The following is a 255-nucleotide window of genomic DNA, read 5'->3' on the forward strand; positions in this document are numbered from 1 at the left end:
CGGTATACAAGATATTGACCTGATGCTTATCAATCACCTGTGACAGGCGGTTGACGCCAGGATAGTTTGGCACGCCTTCGAACATCAAGGTGATGGCACCGCAGGCCAACGGGCCGTACAGCAGATAGCTGTGACCTGTAACCCAGCCGACGTCGGCCGTACACCAGTACACGTCACCTTCGTGGTAGTCGAAGACGTACTTGAACGTCATGGCGGCATACACCAGATAGCCGCCGGTGGTGTGCAGTACGCCCT

1 protein-coding gene is annotated in these 255 nt (G+C 56.1%); it reads right to left on the minus strand.

Annotated features, from left to right (window positions below; translation table 11 throughout):
- Positions 1-255, minus strand: a 255-nt coding sequence (locus V2S86_RS25545) for an AMP-binding protein (RefSeq protein WP_330764619.1), incomplete at both ends; no start/stop codon positions are given.

Origin of the sequence: Serratia sp. C2(1) (assembly GCF_036352655.1) — a bacterium.
Classification (GTDB): domain Bacteria; phylum Pseudomonadota; class Gammaproteobacteria; order Enterobacterales; family Enterobacteriaceae; genus Serratia; species Serratia inhibens.